Here is a 16,987-nt window from a genome sequence, read left to right on the forward strand (position 1 = left end):
ATTAAATGGCGATCCAGAAGGGACTCGAACCCTCGACCTCTAGCGTGACAGGCTAGCGTTCTAGCCAACTGAACTACTGGACCGTATTTTAATAGTTTATTTGCTCATCAGCAAATAATTTGGTGGGCGCAACAGGACTTGAACCTGTGACCCCCTGCTTGTAAGGCAGGTGCTCTCCCAGCTGAGCTATGCGCCCAAGTCAGCTTCTAATAACTAGAAGCTAAATAAATTGGTGACCCCTAGGGGACTCGAACCCCTGTTACCGCCGTGAAAGGGCGGTGTCTTAACCGCTTGACCAAGGGGCCATATTGTGGTTGCGGAGACAGGACTTGAACCTGCGACCTCCGGGTTATGAGCCCGACGAGCTACCAACTGCTCCACCCCGCGTCAATAATGACTGCATCTATGGCTCATGTATATAATTGGCTCCAGAGGTGAGATTCGAACTCACAGCCTACCGGTTAACAGCCGGTTGCTCCACCATTGAGCTACTCTGGAACTTAAAACTGGCAACGACTTACTCTCCCAGGCGGCTGCCCGCCAAGTACCATCAGCGCTGAAGAGCTTAACTTCTGTGTTCGATATGGGAACAGGTGTATCCTCTTCGCTATTATTACCAGATTTCTTTTGAGATAATAAAACATATTTATTCTCTCAAAACTGAACAATGGAAAGTATGGTCAAGTCCTCGACCTATTAGTACCTATCAGCTAAAGACATTACTGCCCTTACACCTTAGGCCTATCAACCAGATAGTCTTTCTGGGGTCTTAATCCATAAATGGATGGGAAATCTTATCTTAAGGTGGGCTTCGCGCTTAGATGCCTTCAGCGCTTATCCCTTCCGTACATAGCTACTCAGCGGTGCTCCTGGCGGAACAACTGATGCACCAGAGGTACGTCCATCCCGGTCCTCTCGTACTAAGGACAGCTCCTCTCAAATTTCCTGCGCCCACAGCGGATAGGGACCGAACTGTCTCACGACGTTCTGAACCCAGCTCGCGTGCCTCTTTAATGGGCGAACAGCCCAACCCTTGGGACCTACTACAGCCCCAGGATGAGACGAGCCGACATCGAGGTGCCAAACCTCCCCGTCGATGTGGACTCTTGGGGGAGATAAGCCTGTTATCCCCGGGGTAGCTTTTATCCGTTGAGCGATGGCCCTTCCACTCGGAACCACCGGATCACTAAGCCCGACTTTCGTCCTTGCTCGACCTGTATGTCTCGCAATCAAGCTCCCTTCTGCCTTTGCACTCTTCGCGCGATTTCCAACCGCGCTGAGGGAACCTTTGGGCGCCTCCGTTACTTTTTGGGAGGCGACCGCCCCAGTCAAACTGCCCACCTGACAGTGTCCCAAGACCGGATCACGGTCTCTGGTTAGAACTTCAGTATTACAAGAGTGGTATCCCAACAACGACTCCGCACAAACTGGCGTCCATGCTTCTAAGTCTCCCACCTATCCTGTACATGCAATACCAAAATCCAGTGCCAAGCTACAGTAAAGCTCCACGGGGTCTTTCCGTCCTGCTGCGGGTAACCGGCATCTTTACCGGTACTACAATTTCACCGAGCCTACTGTTGAGACAGTGCCCAAATCGTTACGCCTTTCGTGCGGGTCGGAACTTACCCGACAAGGAATTTCGCTACCTTAGGACCGTTATAGTTACGGCCGCCGTTTACTGGGGCTTCGGTTCACAGCTTCGCATACGCTAACCACTTCCCTTAACCTTCCAGCACCGGGCAGGCGTCAGCCCCTATACATCATCTTTCGATTTAGCAGAGACCTGTGTTTTTGCTAAACAGTCGCTTGGGCCTATTCTCTGCGGCCACCTCGGGCTATTCACCCTAACGTGGCACCCCTTCTCCCTAAGTTACGGGGTCATTTTGCCGAGTTCCTTAACAGTAGTTATCTCGCTCGCCTTAGGATTCTCTCCTCACCTACCTGTGTCGGTTTACGGTACGGGCACCTTTTATCTCGGTAGAAGCTTTTCTTGTCAGTGTGGAATCAGCAAGTTCGCTACTTATTTTTCGCTCCTCATCACCTTTCAGGATTGCAAAGACGGATTTGCCTATCTCTGCTCCCTACGGGCTTGAACCCACTCAACCAACCGTGGGCTTTGCCTATCCTCCTGCGTCCCTCCATTCCTCAAACGATAAAGTGGTGGTACAGGAATCTTCACCTGTTGTCCATCGCCTACGACTTTCGTCCTCGGCTTAGGTCCCGACTTACCCTGAGCGGACGAGCCTTCCTCAGGAAACCTTAGGTTTTCGGCGGGTAGGATTCTCACCTACCTCTCGCTACTTATGCCAACATTCTCTCTTGTATAAAGTCCACTGCTCCTTACGGTACAGCTTCAGCCGATATACAATGCTCCCCTACCCCTGCCATACGGCAAGCCATAGCTTCGGTAACAGATTTGAGCCCCGGTAATTTTCGGCGCAGAGCCACTCGACTAGTGAGCTATTACGCACTCTTTAAATGAGTGGCTGCTTCTAAGCCAACATCCTAGTTGTCTAAGCAGCTCCACATCCTTTCCCACTTAATCTGTATTTAGGGACCTTAGCTGATGGTCTGGGCTGTTTCCCTCTCGACTACGAATCTTATCACCCGCAGTCTGACTCCCAGATAAAAGAATACGGCATTCGGAGTTTGATAGGCTTCGGTAGGCGGTGAAGCCCCCTAGGCCATTCAGTGCTCTACCTCCGTTTCTCTAAATCTGAGGCTAGCCCTAAAGCTATTTCGGGGAGAACCAGCTATCTCCGAGTTCGATTGGAATTTCTCCGCTATCCACAGGTCATCCGATAGCTTTTCAACGCTAAACGGTTCGGACCTCCACGAAATTTTACTTTCGCTTCATCCTGCCCATGGATAGGTCACCCGGTTTCGGGTCTACGGCATGCAACTAAATTCGCCCAGTTAAGACTCGCTTTCGCTGCGGCTCCAGACCAAAGGTCCTTAACCTTGCTGCATACCGTAACTCGTTGGCCCGTTCTACAAAAAGTACATGGTCGTTCATATAAAGAACTTCCACTGCTTGTAGACATAGGGTTTCAGGTTCTATTTCACTCCCCTCCCGGGGTTCTTTTCACCTTTCCCTCACGGTACTATCCTCTATCGGTCACCAGGTAGTATTTAGCCTTGGGAGGTGGTCCTCCCAGCTTCCCACAAGGTTTCACGTGCCTCGTGGTACTCTGGAGTAGTGCCAAGGATCTTCTTCTTTCACCTACAGGACTTTCACCTTCTGCGGTGGGCCTTTCCAGACCTCTTCGGTTAGAATACCTTCCTCTTTATGGCTCTATCCACAACCCCTAAAGCCGTAGCTCTAGGTTTGGGCTCTTCCCCTTTCGCTCGCCGCTACTGAGGGAATCGATTTTTCTTTCTCTTCCTCAGGGTACTTAGATGTTTCAGTTCCCCTGGTTGCCTCCAACTGCCTATGTATTCAGCAGAAGGTATCTAAGGTTTACTTAGATGGGTTTCCCCATTCGGACATTCCCGGATCAAAGCTTGCTTGCAGCTACCCGAGACTTATCGCAGCTTACCACGTCCTTCATCGGCTCCTGGTGCCAAGGCATTCACCCTATGCCCTTAATAACTTGACCAGTGAAATTGCTTTTATAGCAATTCTGTTTCTCTCCATTGTTCAGTTTTCAAAGAACAAAATTATGTTTGAGTGCTTTAACTTAATAGCATTCAAACATTCATGGTGGAGACGAGGAGATTCGAACTCCTGACCCCCTGCTTGCAAGGCAGGTGCTCTCCCAACTGAGCTACGCCCCCATAATTTTGTTGTATATTCAAATTGAATGTCCTTAGACATTCAAAACTAAACAGTGTAAGGTTTTCTCCTTAGAAAGGAGGTGATCCAGCCGCACCTTCCGATACGGCTACCTTGTTACGACTTCACCCCAGTCATTGATTTCACCTTCGGCAGCTTCCTCTTAAAAAGTTAGATAGCTGACTTCGGGTGCCCCCAACTCCCATGGTGTGACGGGCGGTGTGTACAAGACCCGGGAACGCATTCACCGCGACATTCTGATCCGCGATTACTAGTAACTCCAACTTCATGTGGGCGAGTTGCAGCCCACAATCCGAACTGGGACTGGCTTTTTGGGATTCGCTCCAGATTACTCATTCGCTTCCCGTTGTACCAGCCATTGTAGCACGTGTGTAGCCCAGAACATAAGGGGCATGATGATTTGACGTCATCCCCACCTTCCTCCGGTTTGTCACCGGCAGTCTCTCTAGAGTGCCCAGCTTAACCTGCTGGCAACTAAAGACAAGGGTTGCGCTCGTTGCGGGACTTAACCCAACATCTCACGACACGAGCTGACGACAACCATGCACCACCTGTCTCCTCTGTCCCCGAAGGGAAAGGTACGATTAAGTACCGGTCACAGGGATGTCAAGTCCTGGTAAGGTTCTTCGCGTTGCTTCGAATTAAACCACATGCTCCGCTACTTGTGCGGGTCCCCGTCAATTCCTTTGAGTTTCAGTCTTGCGACCGTACTCCCCAGGCGGAGTGCTTAATGCGTTAACTCCGGCACCGAGGGTGTGAACCCCCGACACCTAGCACTCATCGTTTACGGCGTGGACTACCAGGGTATCTAATCCTGTTCGCTCCCCACGCTTTCGTGCCTCAGCGTCAGTTGCAGTCCAGAGAGTCGCCTTCGCCACTGGTGTTCCTCCTAATATCTACGCATTTCACCGCTACACTAGGAATTCCACTCTCCTCTCCTGCACTCAAGCCATACAGTTCCAAAGGCTTACTACGGTTGAGCCGTAGCCTTTCACCTCTGGCTTATTTGGCCGCCTACGCACCCTTTACGCCCAGTGATTCCGGATAACGCTTGCCCCCTACGTATTACCGCGGCTGCTGGCACGTAGTTAGCCGGGGCTTCCTCCTAAGGTACCGTCATTATTCTTCCCTTAGGACAGAGTTTTACGACCCGAAAGCCTTCTTCACTCACGCGGCGTTGCTGCATCAGGCTTTCGCCCATTGTGCAATATTCCCCACTGCTGCCTCCCGTAGGAGTCTGGACCGTGTCTCAGTTCCAGTGTGGCCGATCACCCTCTCAGGTCGGCTACTGATCGTCGCCTTGGTAGGCCTTTACCCCACCAACTAGCTAATCAGACGCGGGTCCATCTTGTACCACCTGAGTTTTGACTAATGCGCCATGCGACGCTATAGTTTTATGAGGTATTAATCACCGTTTCCAGTGGCTATCCCTCTGTACAAGGCAGGTTACCCACGCGTTACTCACCCGTCCGCCGCTTTCCAGTTAATCCTTCATCCGAAGAATCAGTCATAACCTTCTCGCTCGACTTGCATGTGTTAAGCACGCCGCCAGCGTTCATCCTGAGCCAGGATCAAACTCTTAAAAAAAATCTGGCGTTTATTATATCTTTAGCTTGAATTATATCAAACTAAGGTTTAATTCCTTACACTGTTTAGTTTTCAATGTCCAAAGTTTTTTTCTGTCGTTTTAGCGACAAGAAATATTCTATCATGTTTTTCGTTTGTTGTCAACACCTTTTTTCTTTTTATTTCATCATTAAAGGTTTTGACATTTGATGCATAAGAATCATACATCTTGGTCGGTCATTACCGACGCTTAAATATAATACCATGCAACACCGTCGTTGTCAACACTTTTTTTCTAAGCTTTAACAAGCTACGCCTCAACAGCGACAAGTAATACTTTAGCATTATTTCAGTATAAAGTCAAATGGTTATTTTTGCTAAAATATATAGCCAATTATACCTCTCCTGATTTTGATAAATTCATTAACATTATGAAAAAGTATGATTTTTTTTGTTGTTTATGAGAAAACTACATATTATAGACTTTGAACTTTTATATAGAAAGTGTTTATTAAAATCGAGGTGGTCTTGTGATAACTATTTTTATCAGAACTATAATTCTTTATATATTGGTAGTCTCAGCTATCAGAATAATGGGTAAGGCTGAACTTGCTGAACTTCAACCCTATGATCTAGTTGTCATAATAATGGTATCAGAATTAGCGTCTCTGTCCATGGAAACATCAGAAATGCCTTTTATCAACGGTATAATAGCTATATCTACTTTAGTTTTTTTACAGATCATAATATCCCATATCACTCTAAAAAGTGAGAAGGCTAGAGCAATAATCTGTGGAAGGCCTAGTATTTTAATAAAAAATGGTCGTATTATGGAAAGTAAACTTAAAGAGTTAAGGATTAACCTAAACGATCTAATTGAACAGTTAAGAATAAAGGATTTTGCCAGCATCGACGATGTAGAATTCGCGATTCTTGAAACCAATGGAGATCTAAGTGTTATTCCTAAAGCCTCTAAAAGGCCTCTAACCCCTTCGGATCTGAATATTAATGTCACTCAGGAAGACCTACCTATCAGCTTAATAATAGATGGTAAGATAAACCATGAAAATCTCAAAAAATCTCCTATAGATTTTAATTGGCTATATAAAGAACTGAAAAAAAGAGGAGTTGATGATATTAATAATGTATTCTATGGATCAATTGACCGAAGCAAGAACCTTAGTATTCACTTAAAAACCGCTAAAAAGGAGAAGAAGAAATGAAATCCCTTTTTATTTCTACATTTGTTGTAATATTACTTATAACTACTTGGATGTTTCTATATAACTTTATTTCTCAATCTACAGATGAGTTTAATTCTCTACTAAATGATATGGATAAAACGATATATAGTGATAACTGGGCTTCTACTCAATCTATTTATACTATTATAAATGATAAATGGATTAATAAGCAGAAAGTCCTATTGATATCTGTTAATCATGAGGAGATCGAAAAAGTAAATCTTAGCCTAGAAAAGCTAAAGAAATATATATATATAAAGGATAAAGCCTTGACACTTGGGGAAACAGCTGCATTAAAATTTCTTCTTAATCATATAAAAGAGAAGGAATCTCTGTCACTCAAAAATATTTTTTGAATTTGTCGAAATGTAGCATATAAGCGTTTTTGACCCGTAAAATTTTTTTTACTAATTATTTACATATATCATTTTTTATGATATAATTGTTTTGGGACATTATACCCATTTACATTTTTACAAAAAAAGCGTTGCAAGACTCGATGAAGAGGTTACCCTATTTAGGAAAGTCTCCTTTCCACAGAGAACCCTAAACCTATCTAAGAAATAACCTCTGTTACCATTCTTGTAACTTCTTCAATTATAATTAAATCTTTTTTATCTATAACTTTTCTTATATTTTTAAGACTTAAATTCTTAATTTAAGTAATTAATACTTATTCACTAAAGGTAACTATTTTAGTGGGTTATTTTCCTATACCCTTTATTACATACTATATTGTAATTTACCTACATAATAGTACCCTTTAATCTTAGTGTTTTTAAATATGTTATAGAAATAGCACACTCTAAACTGCGCTAATTTTCGACAAATAATGTACAGTTGTTTATTATTGTGTCAAATTTTTCACTTTAATCTTTGCTAATTATCTATAGATGTTCACGTGATGCTCAATGAACTCTATATTCTAGAGGAAACATCATAGTTTTACTTCCTATTTTCCTCTAATATATTTATCTGACGAATCCTATCAATGCTTTATAACTAAATTTATATTTCCATAGGCTTAGTATATGGTTAGCTCTTACGAGTATCCAACATTATAGAAAAACAAATAAACAAGGGGGTATCTAATTGAAAAAGAATCTTAGAAAAAAACTAAGCTTCGCTATTATCGGTGCGGGAAATGGTGGTCAAGCCGTCGCAGGATATTTGGCTTTGAATGGATATAAGGTTAATTTGTATAATCGCAGCCTTGAACGAATAATGGAAATCAAGCAAAGCGGATATATTGACCTTATGGGCGTATATAATGGTCGTGGTTTCTTGAACATAGTTACTAACAATATTGAAAGAGCAATCAAAAATGTTGATGTCATTATGGTTGTTCTACCTGCTAGTGCTCATAAATTTATCGCAAACAAAATTGCTCCTATAGTAACGGCTGATCAATATATAGTCCTTAATCCAGGAAGAACTGGTGGAGCCTTGGAGTTCAAAAACATTATAGCAAAGCATAATCCAATAAAGGACGTTTGCATCGTTGAAGCTCAAACTCTATTGTATGCTTGTCGAACTATATCCAATGGTCAAGTAAAGATCTTTGGAAAGAAAAACGAAGTCAGAGTATCTGCGCTGCCTGCCATAAGGACAAGTGAATTTCTTAGTGTTATCAATGATTCATTCCCTGAATTTACAGCGTCCAAAAGTGTATTGGAAACTAGCTTCAATAATATCGGGGCAATGCTTCATCCTATACCCACTCTATTAAATTGTGGAAGGATTGAAAATACCTTTGGAAACTTCCAATATTACATTGATGGCGTTACTCCGTCTATTGCAAAGGTTATAGAGCAAGCTGATAGTGAGCGATTGCTTATAGCCAAACGACTAAAGGTAAGTACTATTTCATTAAGGGATTGGCTTCAATATACCTATGGTGCCACTGGCGAAACCCTATGTGATGCTTTAAACAATACAAAGGGTTATCATGGAATCATGGCTCCAGCAAATATTAATACCAGATATATTTATGAAGATGTACCGCAAAGTTTAGTTCCTATTGCCGATATGGGTAGGCATTTAGGTATTAATACTCCTACGATAGGTTCTATTATTCAGCTTACGTCAATTGTTCATAATACTGATTATTATAAATACGGTAGAAAGATAACTGATATGGGTCTCGATAGATTATCTACAGTAGAAGAAATAAAAAACTACGTAATTAATGGTAAAATCCGTAATTCAAACGAAGGAGTTGTTGCATAATGAAAATGTTTCTAGGAGCTGCTATTGGAAACTGTGTTCATGTAGGAGGAGTTGTAAACTTTTTAAGACTAGCTGAGGATGAAGGTCATAAAACCGAGTTCCTAGGTGCAGCTGTAAGCATAAAGAGATTAGTAGATACAATACTTAAAATAAAACCAGATGTGGTTTCTGTAGGATTCAGGTTGACCCCTGAATCAGTAATTCCTTTGTTAGATGAGCTTCAGGAGGAAATTAAATCTAAGAATCTAAATAATATCACTTGGCTGTTTGGCGGGACAAAACCCGTAGCCAATATAGCAAAAAGATATTCATTCTTTTCTAAAATATTTGATGGCACTGAAGATCTAGATGATACTATTCAATATATAAAGGGAAATAATTTAAGAGAGATTACGGCTTCCTATCCACAAAATTTAATTGATAGGATTAATAGTAAGCATCCGTATCCAGTACTAAGACACCACTTTGGTTTGCCATCCTTAGAAGAAACCTTTGATGGTATAAAGAAAATAGCTGAATCTAAGGTCTTGGACATAATCTCGGTAGGCCCTGACCAAAATGCTCAAGAAAATTTCTTTACTCCGGAAAGGATGAACCATGACCTTGATGGTGCTGGCGGTGTACCACTTAGAACCATAGAAGATTTTAAGACCCTTTATGAGTGCTCAAGAAGAGGTAATTATCCTCTTTTAAGATGTTATAGTGGAACTGCAGAAGTGTTTAAATTTGCAGACCTTCTCAAAGGCACAATAAATAATGCTTGGTGTGCTGTTCCTCTATGCTGGTACAATGTTCTGGATGGAAGAGGAACTAGAGAGGTTTTCGATTCCATAAGCGAAGGGCAACGTCTTATGAAATGGCATGGTGATAGAAATATTCCTATAGAGGTCAACGAATCTCATCATTGGAGCCTAAGAGATGCCCACGATACTATTGGTGTGGCCATGGCGTTTTTAGCAGCTTACAATGCTAAAAAAATGGGTGTAAAACATTATATTTCTCAATATATGTTTAATGTTCCACCTTCTATGCATCATAAGATGGATCTTGCTAAAATGCTTGCAAAGATTGAATTGATAGAGTCATTGGAGGATGAAGGTTTTAAGGTCTTAAGACAGGTAAGAGCAGGACTTGCTAGTTTAAGTGCTGACTTGGATGTTGCTAAGGGACAATTGGCTGCTTCCACCTATCTCGCTATGAGTGTTAAACCTCATATAATTCATGTAGTAGGTTTCTCTGAGGCGGATCATGCTGCTAAACCCGAAGATGTAATTGAAAGCTGTAAAATAGTTAGAGGTGTTATCCGTTCTACCCTTCATGGTATGGCTGATATGACACAAGACAAGTCAGTAATAGATAGAAAAAATGAACTTATTAGTGAAGCTAGAGTTCTATTAAATACTCTTAAAAATTTATATCCTGAAAGCCATGATTCATGGTCTGACCCAGCTGTTTTGGCGGATGCAATTAAAAGAGGAATTATAGACGCACCTCATCTTAGAGGTAATCCAAGTGCTAAGGGTACATTGGAGACTAGAATTATAGATGGAAAGTGCTTAGCTTACTCTAAAAAATTAGGTAGAGCTATATCTGAAGATGAAAGGTTATCTGAGTTACTTGATGTAGATAGCAATAATATTGCAACAGCATAGCAATCTAAGAAAGGGCATCAGCCCTTTTTTAGTTGCAATTTCTAAGTTTTAAATTTTTATCAGATTCTATCTATAAGCAGGGGCTGTCTCATAAAAGCCATTTTATGAGTCCAGCCCTAGGGTGTTTCAGAATGAATGAAGTTCAAGGTTTTGAAATTTCAACGGTTTGGCTAGTACTGACGTACGTGCCAAGTCGGTGAAATTTCAAATAACGCAGAAATTCGTCATTCTGAGACACCCTATTTCTCTGTCTCTTTAAATTCCTTCCATATCTCCGCTAAAAGATTATCATCTTGCAAAATATCTATGGCTGTAAGCACTAAAGCTCCAATGGTCTGTTCCATTGAATTATATGCCCTTTCTGTTTTTGTTGCTTCTGCAAACTCTTTAGTATGACCAGCGATCTCTTCATCACATATTTCAAAATAAGGGTGAATAGTTGGAATTACATGGCTTACATTACCCATATCTAATGAACCATAGCTTTGTTTTGCTTCATGTATTTCATCAACATTCATATCCATTAATCTTCTACAGTAAACCTCTAGCAGCTTCTGATTAGTAACTAAGTTATCATAGGATTCTTCATAATTAGTTATCTCGAGCTCTGCTCCAGCAGCAAGGGCTGCTCCCTTGGCACAGTTCTTTACTTTGGCTACAAGCTCCTTCAAATAGGTTTTCGTTTCTGCTCTTACATAAAACTGTGCTATAGCTAAATCCGGTACTATGTTTGCTGCTTTTCCACCTTCTTTAATTATTCCATGTACCCTTGCACTAGATTTTATATGCTCTCTCAGTGCATTAATGTTTACAAAGGTGTTAATTGCTGCATCAAGGGCATTTATCCCCTTCTCAGGAGATGCTGCAGCATGGGCTGATTGTCCCTTAAAGGTAAATTGAATAGCTTCCATAGCTAGAGAAGACCCACTCTTATAATGTCCATCTGCCGGATGAACTGCCATAGCTACATCCATACCATCAAAGGCTCCCTTATCTGTCATCTCCACCTTTGCTCCGTTAGTTTCTTCAGCTGGTGTACCAATAACCATTACTTTTCCCTTAAGATCTTTTATCAGCTTACTTAATACAATACCTGCTCCGGTGCTGGTTGTACCTAGTATATTGTGACCACACCCATGGCCTATTCCAGGAAGTGCATCATATTCAGCTAGAAAGCATATATTGGCACCATCTTTTCCGCTATCAAACACTGCTTTAAAAGCTGTTTTAATCCCAAGATATTCTTCTTTTACCTCAAAGCCGTGTTTCTTCAAAAGCTCTACATGTGCCTTACAAGCTTTAACCTCTTCATTTCCCAATTCTGGATTATCAAATATGTATTCGCTAAGTTTAATCAATTCATCCTTTACATCAGCTGTATGTCTGTTTACTTCATTGATCATCTGTAATCCTCCTCTGCCTATGAACTAAGCTCATTTCTTCTAATTATTCTACCCAATCTGCTTCTTTCTATTTCATTATCTCTTACTGCTATTTTTCCGTCAATTATCACATAGGATATACCCTTTGGCTTTATCGTAGGATTTTCAAAGTCTGCCATGTCAATTATTCTCTCTGGATCAAAAATAACTATATCAGCATCATAGCCTTCCTTTATATCTCCTTTACTAGTAAATCCTAGACGTTTAGCTGGCACTACAGTCATTTTTTTTAAAGCCTCAATCAATGTGAGGGTTTTCATCTCTCTAACGTATTTACCTAATACTCTAGGAAAGGTTCCAGCTCCTCTAGGATGACCTTGCCCTCTACGATAAACTCCATCGCTTGCTACCATAACAAAGGGAGACTTTATGGCCTCAATTACTTCTTCTTCATTCATTACAAAGGCAACAACCAACATATCAGGATATTCCTTTCGAACCTTATAAAAAATTTTTTCATCACAACGAACACCCCTATAGGGTTCTTCTGTAAGTATAACACTATCAAAGGATTTGTTCCAAAGTTTAAAACATCCTTCATCAAAAACCGATGTGCCTATATAAGTACTAAAGGCATCGTAGGGATAACAATCGGCAGCCACATCAATACCGTTATCTATAGCATTCTCTATTACCTCTAGAGATTCCTTCATCATTCCATAGGCAGTACAACTTCCTAGGTGAGAAATCTGCATTGGCAGTTTAGTTTCCCTCGATATATTTATCATCTCCCTAATTGAGTCTATACCATACTTTGCATCTTTTCTATAGTGGGCAGATAACATTATATTTCTATCTTCTATATGCTTACAGAGCTTAATAACCTCTTCATACTCAATCCCCGGTGAATACTCTAATCCAAAGGAAATCCCTATGGCACCATTTTTTATTTCAGAAGAAATCTGTCTTTGCATTTTCGAGATTTCTCTCTCTGTTGCACCTCTATATCTATCATCGATACCAACCATATTCCGTAGATAGTTATGACCTATAAATGTAAGATAGTTTACTGGGGCACCATTCTTGTCAACAAACCCCATGAACCTAGCTATACTTTGTCTATTGTTTCCGCAATTTCCTCCGACACATGTAGTCACACCCATCAATAGCATCTTATTCGCTATATCATAATCATCTCCATCGGAGGTGTCACTAATTAATTCTTCATGCATATGTATATCAATAAATCCCGGCGAGACTACCTTTCCCTCTACATCTATCTCAATCTCTGCTGGACCACTACAATTACCGACACATGTTATTTTTCCATCCTTTATTCCTATATCACATATTTTTTCAGAATCTGATTCAAAATCGAAAATCTTGCCGTTAATGATTTTTAAGCTATACATCAATAATCACCCTTAAATATATAAGTATGGGGCCGTGCTCATAAGATTCCTTTATAAGACAGCCCCTTCAAACTGATAGCTTTTCTAGTAACCTAAAATGGTCCAAAATTCATAGCATTTACTATTACTACTAATACTGCTCCTACGCCTAACCAAATCAGCATCAAAGGCCATAGGAATTTAAACCATTTTTCGTAAGGTATTTTAGCTACAGATAATACTGCCATCAAGGTAGCTGATGTAGGTATTATCGAATTTGTAAAACCGTCACCAAATTGATATGCAACTACTGCAGTTTGTCTAGTAATACCTAGAATATCGGCTAGTGGCTTCATTATAGGCATCGTGGCTGCTGCTTGCCCTGAGCCCGATGGAATGAAGAAGTTTATTATAACCTGTGTAATATACATACCAATAACTGAAATACTCTTTGGCAGGGCTTGAATTGCACTTGCAAGGCCATATACGATTGTGTCTAAAATCATTCCATCCTTCATAACGACTAATATACCCCTTGCTACCCCAACAACTAGAGCTCCAAAAACTATAGACTTTGCACCGATAACAAATTCCTCGGCCATTCTACTAGGCCCGAGTTTCCCTAAAAATCCACCTATGATACCCATAGCTAGGAAGGCTGAACCTATTTCGTTAATATACCATCCCTTCTTAAATACACCCCAGATTATGAATGCAAATCCAATTATAACCGTTGCAAGAACTAAGTTATGATATGGCTTAAGTTCCGGTAGATTTGATAGATCTATAATCTTATCCTTTTCCTGAATTTCAAGCTCTCTAACAATACTAAGAGATGGATCCTTTTTAACTCTTTCTGCATATCTCATTGTGTATATGATAGTAATAATTAGGAATATTACTAAAAATGCTATTCTAATCCATATCCCTGAAAACAGTGGTAACTCTGAAATCTTCTGAGCTACTCCTACTGTAAAGGGGTTCATAAATCCTGATGTAAATCCGCAGGCTGCACCTAGTGTGATCATAGCAGTTCCTGTCATGGCATCATATCCAAGGGCTCTTGCGAGGGCTATACCTATAGGAACAAAAACTATTGTTTCCTCTGCCATTCCAAAGGTCCCTCCAGCTATGGAAAACACTATAATAAATATTGGGATAAGAATTTTTTCGCTCCCCTGTGACACCTTTGCTAGTTTTCCAATACCTGCCTCAATTGCTCCCGTTGCAGTTATCATCTGGAATGCTCCACCTACTATAAATATGAAGAAGATTATACTTGAAGCATCCTTCATCCCCTTTGGAATGGATTGAAATAGGTCAAAGAATTTAATTGGATTTTGTTCAACGGCATGGAATGACGTAGGAACTACTACAGTTTTATTCGTAACATCATCCTTAACTCTGTCATATTCACCAGCAGGAATGATATACGTTAGTATTGCCATTATCAAAATTACACTAAATAGAATTACGTAGGTATGTGGTACCTTAATTCTTTTCTTTTCACTACCTTTAGCATTACTTGTCATGTGAAAATCCCCCCTTATTTTTTTCTCTAAACCTCTTTAACATATCAGTGGAGTGTCTCATAAGATACTTTTATGAGATGGCCCCATATTCTGTCCCATTTTCTATCCCCCATTCTAAAAATTTGTTCATGATGCTTGTGGTGCGAACTTATATAAGAAGTGTATTCTTTTTTTATAGGAAAATTCCTTTTAAATATTTTTAAATATTTTGAATATTTAGTTTTTTTAACCAAACATAAAAAAGATCCCTCACTAACCAATGAGGAACCTATTTCGAACGGGTTGTTCTGTTATTTTTATATTTTTATTTCTGCTAATTTACTTTTTAACTTGCTTTCTTCCTTTACCGCTATATAGGCTACGGCATATTTTGTTGGATCACTTTTACTAGTGGCCTTGATTTTATATACCCCATCAACTTCTGGTGCTTTATATAGACCATATTCATCTATTTCTCCACTATTTTCTCCTTCAACGCTCCAATTTAGATCGTCACCTTCATTACCATATACAATACCTGAGAACTGATACTGCTGCCCCTTACCTATCTCTATTTCAGTAGGCGTTATTGCTACCTTAACTTGTTTTTCTTGATCAACTGCAGAGAGATTCTTATATGCCCACCATCTTAAACGAATCTTTTTACCCCTTTTAGCCGATTGAAGTCTAAGTCCTATTCTAAAAGTACCTTTCTTAGGATAAACTAAAACTCCTACTGAATAGGTTGTTGCATCTGATCCAAATTCACTTTTATAAAAAACCTCCGATGCACCATAGTAAATTCGCTCTTCTTCCGTTAACCCATCATCATATCCTTCTTCTATTCCAGCATGGACAAATACAGATCCGAGTCCTAACCCGTGGGAAATTTCTTCTGTTATATAGTTCTTACCAAATATGAAGTTCTCTGATACATTAAAATCAACTGTGCCAGTAACAATATTTTCAAATACTAATTGATTTTTAGGAAGCTCAAACTTAAAATCTAATTGGTTTGATTTATTATTATAATTCACATTCACATTCGGTTCTTTGTTACAGTCTACTATATTGGTTTCTACCTTCGTATTTATTTGCATGGCTGAATGACTAGCTGAAGAGATTGCTAAGTCTTTTAGCTGACTGTTACTATAAACATATTGATTAAATGGTACAGGAATAACTCTTTTGATTACATATGTTGCTCCTACATTAATTATTTCAATTTTAGCTAAGTATATATAGTCGAAGCTATCTCTTTGTACTCTTTCTTCAATAGAGTAATTAGCATATTCCCTTAATATCCTATCTTTTTTGTCTTCGTTTATAATTGCAAAACTAGACACAATATCGTGACCTATTCTTCTTTTTTCATTATCCACCTTTATTGAAAAGTTCTCTTTGTTTATATAGATATCTGCATTTTCGTCTACTTTGTTTTCGGCAGTCATTAAGAATTTAATCTGATAGTTCATTTGTTTATCGCCCAACGGCTCCTTAAATGCTACCTTTGTAAGTTTCTTATTAGATTCGCCTACCGAGAATGCAGCTTCTGAGGTCACCTTAAACTCAGTTCCTACTTTTACTTCACTTTTCTTCTTTTCAATATCTACATATACTTCAAACATTTCTCCTGGGTTAACAAAGTATGGGTGCTTCATTTTTACAACTACATCTTCATCCTCATATAGTATAATACTTTTATAGCTGATATCTATATTTTTTTCAAGAAAACTGTTTTCTACGTCTTCCTTTACTAAAACTTTGTATCCTTCCTGAATCCTATTATATTCGCTTACACTTTCATTGTTCCCAAGGCCCTTCTCTACTGCATGAACCCTCTCCTTGCCGCTTTCCATGTAATCTAAGCATAGATAAAGAGATTTCGAATAGCTCTCATTATCAAAGCCATCAATCAAGGATAGCTTTTGAGTTATTGGAGAGGAAACTACTATTTCTCTTCCTAGGTTATCTATTGCAATTCCAGGCTCTATGGAAATAGTTTGCTCATCCAGCATAACTACCTTTAGTCCAGTAACTATCCCACTTCCATACATAAGTCTATTTAACATATGTCTTTTTTCGTCATTGTATCTTTGTTCAAGTTCAAAGTCTCTAACGGTCAACAGCTTACCGTAAAAATATTTATTTTTTTGATATGGGTATATTTTAAAATTATTCACTATTTTCCCCCCTTGAGTTTTCATTTAAAAAAG

General features: G+C 39.9%; 8 protein-coding genes, 6 tRNA genes and 3 rRNA genes. 4 read left to right on the forward strand and 13 right to left on the reverse strand.

Features of this window, described 5'->3' with window-relative positions:
• Positions 1-6: 6 nt before the first annotated feature.
• The 9 genes from R9X47_RS10770 to R9X47_RS10810 all read right to left on the reverse strand — a co-directional run bounded on the left by R9X47_RS10770 (position 7) and on the right by R9X47_RS10810 (position 5,383).
• A tRNA-Asp gene (locus R9X47_RS10770) sits at positions 7-83 on the reverse strand.
• Between the two features lie 37 nt (positions 84-120).
• A tRNA-Val gene (locus tag R9X47_RS10775) sits at positions 121-196 on the reverse strand.
• A gap of 34 nt (positions 197-230) precedes the next feature.
• Positions 231-305: transfer RNA gene (locus tag R9X47_RS10780), tRNA-Glu, on the reverse strand.
• Positions 306-311: 6 nt separating this feature from the next.
• Positions 312-387, reverse strand: a tRNA-Met gene (locus tag R9X47_RS10785).
• Between the two features lie 36 nt (positions 388-423).
• A tRNA-Asn gene (locus tag R9X47_RS10790) sits at positions 424-498 on the reverse strand.
• A gap of 6 nt (positions 499-504) precedes the next feature.
• Positions 505-621, reverse strand: a 5S ribosomal RNA gene (gene rrf / locus R9X47_RS10795).
• A 55-nt stretch (positions 622-676) separates the two neighbouring features.
• Positions 677-3,599: ribosomal RNA gene (locus R9X47_RS10800) — 23S ribosomal RNA — on the reverse strand.
• 102 nt (positions 3,600-3,701) lie between these two features.
• Positions 3,702-3,777, reverse strand: a tRNA-Ala gene (locus R9X47_RS10805).
• Positions 3,778-3,850: 73 nt separating this feature from the next.
• Positions 3,851-5,383: ribosomal RNA gene (locus R9X47_RS10810) — 16S ribosomal RNA — on the reverse strand.
• The 16S, 23S and 5S rRNA genes sit together here with 6 tRNA genes alongside, the layout of an rRNA operon.
• A 509-nt stretch (positions 5,384-5,892) precedes the next feature.
• Here R9X47_RS10810 and R9X47_RS10815 point away from each other — a divergent pair.
• From R9X47_RS10815 to R9X47_RS10830, 4 genes are all read left to right on the forward strand, one after another.
• Positions 5,893-6,585 (forward strand): YetF domain-containing protein, encoded by a 693-nt coding sequence (locus R9X47_RS10815; RefSeq protein WP_432666826.1) that lies wholly within the window; start codon positions 5,893-5,895, stop codon positions 6,583-6,585.
• Entirely contained in the window at positions 6,582-6,962 is a 381-nt protein-coding gene (locus R9X47_RS10820) for a DUF4363 family protein (protein ID WP_432666827.1), read from the forward strand. The genes R9X47_RS10815 and R9X47_RS10820 overlap by 4 nt, the downstream gene beginning before the upstream one ends.
• Positions 6,963-7,698: 736 nt before the next feature.
• Positions 7,699-8,835 (forward strand): NAD/NADP octopine/nopaline dehydrogenase family protein, encoded by a 1,137-nt coding sequence (locus R9X47_RS10825; protein WP_432666828.1) that lies wholly within the window; start codon positions 7,699-7,701, stop codon positions 8,833-8,835.
• Positions 8,835-10,487 carry a methionine synthase gene (locus R9X47_RS10830; RefSeq protein WP_432666829.1) on the forward strand — a complete coding sequence of 551 codons (1,653 nt, stop codon included), beginning with the start codon at positions 8,835-8,837 and terminating at the stop codon, positions 10,485-10,487. Before R9X47_RS10825 ends, R9X47_RS10830 begins: the two co-directional genes overlap by 1 nt.
• 239 nt (positions 10,488-10,726) lie before the next feature.
• On the opposite strand, the gene R9X47_RS10835 is transcribed toward R9X47_RS10830, so the two are convergent.
• From R9X47_RS10835 to R9X47_RS10850, 4 genes are all read right to left on the reverse strand, one after another.
• Positions 10,727-11,890 (reverse strand): M20 family metallopeptidase, encoded by a 1,164-nt coding sequence (locus tag R9X47_RS10835; protein WP_432666830.1) that lies wholly within the window; start codon positions 11,888-11,890, stop codon positions 10,727-10,729.
• Between the two features lie 17 nt (positions 11,891-11,907).
• Positions 11,908-13,281, reverse strand: coding sequence for an N-acyl-D-amino-acid deacylase family protein (locus tag R9X47_RS10840; RefSeq protein WP_432666831.1), 1,374 nt, complete (start codon positions 13,279-13,281; stop codon positions 11,908-11,910).
• A gap of 92 nt (positions 13,282-13,373) precedes the next feature.
• Positions 13,374-14,792, reverse strand: coding sequence for a YfcC family protein (locus tag R9X47_RS10845; RefSeq protein WP_432666832.1), 1,419 nt, complete (start codon positions 14,790-14,792; stop codon positions 13,374-13,376).
• A 296-nt stretch (positions 14,793-15,088) separates the two neighbouring features.
• On the reverse strand, positions 15,089-16,954 hold the full coding sequence (locus R9X47_RS10850; RefSeq protein WP_432666833.1) for a hypothetical protein: 1,866 nt from the start codon (positions 16,952-16,954) through the stop codon (positions 15,089-15,091).
• Positions 16,955-16,987 lie beyond the last annotated feature (33 nt).

The organism is Wukongibacter baidiensis (genome assembly GCF_050888315.1).
GTDB lineage: Bacteria > Bacillota > Clostridia > Peptostreptococcales > Caminicellaceae > Wukongibacter > Wukongibacter baidiensis.